Annotated in this window: 6 protein-coding genes; all 6 read left to right on the top strand. The window is 66.5% G+C overall.

Going from position 1 to position 5,604, the window contains the following annotated elements; all coding sequences use genetic code 11:
* The coding region (locus AC5JJ6_RS39170; RefSeq protein ID WP_496047229.1) for a DUF6352 family protein at positions 1-606 on the top strand (606 nt) is incomplete at its 5' end.
* Positions 607-608: 2 nt separating this feature from the next.
* The gene (locus AC5JJ6_RS39165) at positions 609-1,148 is read left to right on the top strand and encodes a DUF3305 domain-containing protein (RefSeq protein ID WP_496047228.1); all 540 of its coding nucleotides are present in this window, start codon (positions 609-611) and stop codon (positions 1,146-1,148) included.
* The gene (locus tag AC5JJ6_RS39160) at positions 1,132-1,722 is read left to right on the top strand and encodes a DUF3306 domain-containing protein (protein ID WP_496047227.1); all 591 of its coding nucleotides are present in this window, start codon (positions 1,132-1,134) and stop codon (positions 1,720-1,722) included. The genes AC5JJ6_RS39165 and AC5JJ6_RS39160 overlap by 17 nt, the downstream gene beginning before the upstream one ends.
* Before the next feature lie 148 nt (positions 1,723-1,870).
* Positions 1,871-2,461, top strand: coding sequence for a TorD/DmsD family molecular chaperone (locus AC5JJ6_RS39155; protein WP_496047226.1), 591 nt, complete (start codon positions 1,871-1,873; stop codon positions 2,459-2,461).
* A gap of 37 nt (positions 2,462-2,498) precedes the next feature.
* A complete protein-coding gene (locus tag AC5JJ6_RS39150) occupies positions 2,499-2,702 on the top strand; it encodes a twin-arginine translocation signal domain-containing protein (protein ID WP_429646900.1) in 204 nt (67 codons plus the stop codon).
* Positions 2,703-2,717: 15 nt separating this feature from the next.
* Positions 2,718-5,603 (top strand): formate dehydrogenase subunit alpha, encoded by a 2,886-nt coding sequence (locus AC5JJ6_RS39145; RefSeq protein WP_496047225.1) that lies wholly within the window; start codon positions 2,718-2,720, stop codon positions 5,601-5,603.
* The last annotated feature ends 1 nt before the right edge of the window (position 5,604 follow it).

Raw genomic sequence — 5,604 nt, 5'->3', positions numbered from 1 at the left:
CGGGCGGCGGAGCTGCTGTTCCGGTCGCAGCGGGTCAACCTTCAGGACGGCGCCGTGCTGGTGGCCGACGAGGACACGGTTGACGAACGGTCGCGCGACGGCGGGTTCGGCGGGCTGGGACGGCTGCTGGCGGAGAACGGCACCGCCGTTCGCGGCGTCGATCTGGACGTCATGACGGAGGGGAATGCCGGCGAGTACTGGGCGCGGAGCGACGCCTTCGACATGGTGCTGGAGGTCGGGTTTCCCAAGCCGGGGCTGGACGCGCTGTGCCGGGTGCTGGAACACTGGGTTCGGCATCTGCTGGGGGTGGTGGTAAGGATTCATCCGGTCCAGCAGATCAGCGACGAGCGCTGGTCGTGGCATGTCGGGTTGGATACCGAGGCGACCGGGATCATGAACGCGCTTTATAATGGGGAAGAGGTCGATGCGGAGCGGCTGGCGCGGGTGCTGGCGCTGTTCCGGCTGGAATTCGACGATGCCGATGCGATGCTGGAACGGGTGGCGGGGCGTCCTGTCTATATGGCGATGGCGATGACGGCGGACCGCAAGCTTCGGCTGAAGCCTCAGAACCTGCTGGTCAATCTGCCGATTGCGGGGAAGGGTTGATCGTGGCGGTTTCGGTTCAAGGTGAGCGGATGATGGTCGGGGTCGTCGTGGAGCACCGGCGGATCGACCATCCGTGGCAGTCTCACCGCTGGCAGGCGGTCGATGTCCTGCCGGGGGAGGTTTCGGCGGCGGACTGGACGGTGCTGGGACAGGGCGAGGGCTGGGTGCGCTATCTGGCCGGGGCGGCGGAGCTGTCGCTGTTTCCGGGCGAGTGCGAGACCTACGCCTATAACCTCCAGAGCCGGGAGCCGGCTATCTACGTCGTGCTGAGGAAGACTGACGACGCGCGTGGGATCAAGCTGCTGGGAGCGACGGTCGATCCGGGCGAGGCGCATGCGCATGCCGATACCGGCGACGATCTGGTCGAGGCGCTGCCCCTGCCGGGGCCGGTGCGGGAGTGGATGGAGGCCTTCGTCGCCGTTCACTACGTCGAGCGGACGAAATGGAAGCGGAAGCGCGACCGGGCCGACCCGGAGGCAATGGCGATCCGCACGCCGGGGCAGCGCGGCTACGAGGATGCGGATTATGAAGACGAAGACTGAGGGACCGGAGAGCGGCGAGGGCTTTTTAGGGCGCTGGGCTCGGCTGAAGCGGACCAAGGCGGCGGAGGTTTCCGAGCCGGAGGTTGTGGGGGAGGCTTCGGTTGAGGGTGTCGGGGAGGAGCCGGAGCCGTTCGATCCGGCGTCGCTGCCGGCGTTGGATACGCTGGATGCCGTCAGCGACTATACGGCGTTCCTGAAACCGGGGGTGCCTCGGGAATTGCGGACTCTGGCATTGCGGCGGGCCTGGGCGACCGACCCGGCGATAACAGGGTACAAGACGCTGGCCGACTACGACTGGGACTTCAACGCGCCGGGCTATGGGGCGCTGCGGGTGACCGACAACGTCAAGGAACTGGCCGACCGGGTGTTCGGGATGCTCAAGGCGGAGGAGGAACCGAAGCCCGACGAGCCGGAGGTTCCGGAGGCTGAGGCTGCGGCGGTGGAAGTCGCGGCGGTCGAGCCTGGGCCGGAACCGGAGCGGCTTTCGGCCCCCGTCGAGGAACCCGTGGCGGAAGCGGCACCCGAGCCGCCGCGCCGGCGCCGTCATGGCGGAGCGGTGCCCAGCTTTTCCTGATGCGAGTGCCCGCGCAGGCTTGTTGATCCCGCGAAAAGTAGGTATGATTTTTTCTTGCCCTCAACGGCAGGAAGGATCGCATTCGTGCTGCACTGCAGCATGATAGTTGAAGTTTGAGACAGATGCTAACTTGTTTACTGGTGACGACTTGACCGCTGATATCGACGAAGCCGACCTGCTGCGGGCGCAATGCTACAGCCTGCTCGCACAACTCCTGGTCCGGCAGCCGGACGGGAACCTGCTGGCGCGAGTCGCGGCCCTGAAGGGCGACGACACGCCGTTCGGTGGGGCCCTGTCGCGATTGGCGGCGGCGGCAGCGCGGACCGGCGAGGCGGCTGCCGAGCGCGAATACTTCGCGCTGTTCATCGGCGTCGCGCGCGGCGAGCTGGTGCCCTATGCGTCGTTCTACCTGACCGGCTTCCTCAACGAAAAGCCGCTGGCGAAGCTTCGCGCCGACATGCAGGCGCTGGGCATCGCGCGGAAGACCGACGTGAAGGAGCCGGAAGACCATATCGCGTCGATCTGCGAGATGATGGCCGGCCTGATCGCTGGCAGCTTCGGCGCTCCGGCCGATCTGGCGGCGCAGCGCGGATTCTACGACAAGCATCTCGCTCCCTGGGCCGGGAAGTTCTTCGCGGACCTGGAAAAGGCGCAGGCAGCGGATCTTTACCGGCCGGTCGGCGAGATCGGCCAGCTCTTCCTTGCCATCGAGGCCGAAGCCTTCGGGATGACGGCCTGACTTGATTCTTAAACAACAACAATAAGGGAGACGGGGGATGGACGCGGAGAAGAAGAGAGCGGGGCTGGAACGCCGTGATTTCCTGCGCGTGATGGGGGCGGGCGCCGCCGGCGCCGCCGCCGCCGTTCCCCTGCTGGCGGCGGGTCCGGCCGCAGCGGTCGAGACGGCGGACCAGCGCGTCAAGCAGCGTTACCGCGAAACCGACCACGTCAAGAAATATTACGAAACCAACCGGTTCTAACGGGAGCGATTCGCCATGCTGGTCAAGAGGAAGCCTACGGCAGCGGGTCGTGGGACGGGGATGTTCGGCTCGGTCGCCGCTGCGGCGCCGATGGACCGGCGCGCTTTCCTGAAGCGTTCGGGGCTCGCTGCGGGAGGGCTGGCCGCCGCAGGGGCGGTTTCCTCCATGAGCATGGTCGGCAAGGCGGAGGCCGGGCCGACGGCTCCGGGGGTCGAGATCACCCGCAAGAAGAGCATCTGCACCCACTGCTCGGTCGGCTGCACGGTCACGGCGGAAGTCCAGAACGGCGTCTGGGTCGGCCAGGAGCCGAGCTGGGACAGCCCGATCAACAACGGCACCCACTGCGCCAAGGGTGCTGCGGTGCGCGAACTGGTCCACGGCGACCGCCGGCTGAAATACCCGATGAAGCTGGTGGACGGCCAGTGGACGCGGCTGAGCTGGGAAAAGGCGATCGACGAGATCGGGGCCAAGCTGCTGGAGATCCGCGAGAAATCGTCGCCGGAATCGGTGTTCTGGCTGGGCTCGGCCAAGTTCTCCAACGAAGGCGCCTACCTGTTCCGCAAGATGGCGGCGTTCTGGGGCACCAACACGGTGGACCATCAGGCGCGCATCTGCCACTCCACGACGGTCGCCGGCGTTGCGAACACATGGGGCTACGGCGCCATGACCAACAGCTACAACGACATCCATAACTCCAAGGCGATCCTGATCATCGGCGGCAATCCCGCCGAGGCCCATCCGGTTTCGTTGCAGCACGTGCTGCGCGGCAAGGAGATCAACAAGGCGCACCTGATCGTCGTCGATCCCCGCTTCACCCGCACGGCGGCCCACGCGACAGAGTATGTCCGGCTGCGGCCGGGCACGGATATTCCGCTGGTCTGGGGAATGCTCTGGCACATCTTCGAGAACGGCTGGGAAGACAAGACCTATATCGAGCAGCGCGTCCACGGCATGGACAAGATCCGCGCCGAGGTCAAGAAATGGACCCCGCAGGAGGTCGAGCGGGTGACCGGCGTGCCGGGCGACCAGGTCCGCAAGGTCGCGGAGATCATGGCGAAGAACCGGCCCTCGACGCTGATCTGGTGCATGGGCATCACCCAGCACACGGTCGGCACCGCCAATGTGCGGGCGCTGAGTATCCTTCAGCTCGCACTGGGGAATATCGGGGTCGCGGGCGGCTGCGCGAACATCTTCCGCGGGCACTGCAACGTCCAGGGCGCTACCGACTTCGGCTTGGACGTGACCTCGCTGCCCGCCTATTACGGCTTGACCGAGGGCGCCTGGAAGCACTGGTGCCGGGCCTGGGGCGTCGATTACGAGTGGATGAAGGGGCGCTTCGTGTCCCAGAAGTTCATGGAAACGAAGGGCATCCCGACGACCCGCTGGTTCGACGCCGTCCTGGCGAAGCCGGAGGACGTCGAGCAGCCGTCGCCCGTCAAGGCGATGATGGTGTTCGGCCACGGCGGCAACACCGTCACCCGCATGCCGGAAATGCGGAAGGGCCTGGAAGCGCTGGACCTGCTGGTGGTGGCGGACCCGCATCCGACGACCTTCGCGTCGGTCAGTGGGCGCAAGAACGGGACGTATCTGCTGCCGATCTGCACCCAGTTCGAGGCGAACGGGTCGCGCACGGCGTCCAACCGCTCGATCCAGTGGGCCGACCGGGTGGTGGAGCCGATCTTCGAGTCGAAGAACGACTACGACGTGATGTACGCGCTGGCGACCCGACTGGGCTTCGGCGCCGAGATGTTCAAGCGGATCAAGGTGGTCAACGGCCAGCCGGACCCGGAAGACATCCTGCGGGAAATCAACTACGGCTCGCTCTCGACCGGGTATTCGGGCCAGTCGCCGGAGCGGCTGCGGCTCCACATGGAGCATCAGGCCGATTTCGACCGGACGACGCTGAAGGCCTCGACCGGACCGTGCGCCGGCGAATACTACGGCCTGCCCTGGCCGTGCTGGGGCACGGCGGAGCTGAAGCATCCCGGCACGCATATCCTCTACGATACCTCGAAGCACGTGATGGAAGGCGGCGGCACCTTCCGCGCCCGGTTCGGCGTGGAGAAGGACGGCGCGAACCTGCTGGCCGAAGGATCGTGGTCCGTGGGGTCGGAGATCGAGGACGGCTATCCCGAATTCACCTATGGGATGCTCAAGAAACTGGGCTGGCACACCGACCTGACCGACGCGGAGCGGACGGTGATCGAGAAGATCGGCGGGGCGAACCCGGACGGCGTCAGCTGGGCGACCGACCTGTCGACCGGCATCATCCGGGTGGCGCTGAAGCACGGCTGCTCGCCCTTCGGCAACGCCAAGGCGCGGGCGGTGGCCTGGAACCTGCCGGACCCGGTGCCGGTCCATCGCGAGCCGATCTATACGTCGCGGCGCGATCTGGTGGAGCAGTACCCGACGCTGGACGACCGGCGCGACTTCCGCGTCGCGCATTTGGGCAAGAGCATCCAGGCGAAGGACGTGACCAAGGACTTCCCGATCATCCTGACGTCCGGCCGGCTGGTCGAGTACGAGGGCGGCGGCGAGGAGACCCGGTCCAACAAGTGGCTGGCCGAGCTTCAGCAGGACATGTTCGTCGAGGTCAACACCCAGGACGCGGCGCGGCTTGGCGTCAAGGACGGCGGTCAAGTCTGGGTCCACGGACCGGAAGGCAACAGCAGGGCACGGATGAAGGCGCTGGTGACCGACCGCGTCGGGCCGGGCGTCGCGTTCATGCCCTTCCACTTCGCGGGCTTCTGGGAAGGGGAGAGCCAGCGTTCGGCCTATCCGCCCGGAACCGACCCCATCGTGCTGGGAGAGTCGGTCAACGCGCTGACGACCTACGGCTACGACCCGGTGACCTACATGCAGGAAACCAAGTGCACGCTTTGCCGGATCGTCGCGGCTTGAG

The organism is Skermanella sp. (assembly GCF_059503625.1).
This window is presented reverse-complemented; position numbering and strand designations above follow the sequence as displayed.